The 255-nt window shown below is 74.5% G+C and carries 1 protein-coding gene; it reads right to left on the reverse strand.

Going from position 1 to position 255, the window contains the following annotated elements:
* Positions 1-255 (reverse strand): DUF222 domain-containing protein (locus QSK03_RS33040; protein ID WP_285660083.1); only part of this gene is annotated, 255 nt, incomplete at both ends.

Consider the following 255-nt stretch of genomic DNA (forward strand, 5'->3'; position numbering starts at 1 on the left):
GCCGCGCCTTCTTCAACGCGTTGGTCTCGCGGCGGGCGGCCCAGTCGGGGTCGAGGGCGTGCGCGAGTTCCTGGATGCGTTCGATCAGCGCCCCGACCGGCAGCGCGGGCGCCTCGGGCAGCAGGGTCTGGCACACCTGGTGGGCGTGGTCGTCGGCCAGGTCGCGGGTCCAGTCGGAGAACACCCGGGCCTTGGACTCGTCGAGGTCCCCGCCGCGCATGGCGGCGTGCACCTGCGGCAGCCGGCCCAGCAGGT

This window comes from Actinomycetospora sp. NBRC 106375, from assembly GCF_030269665.1.
GTDB lineage: Bacteria > Actinomycetota > Actinomycetes > Mycobacteriales > Pseudonocardiaceae > Actinomycetospora.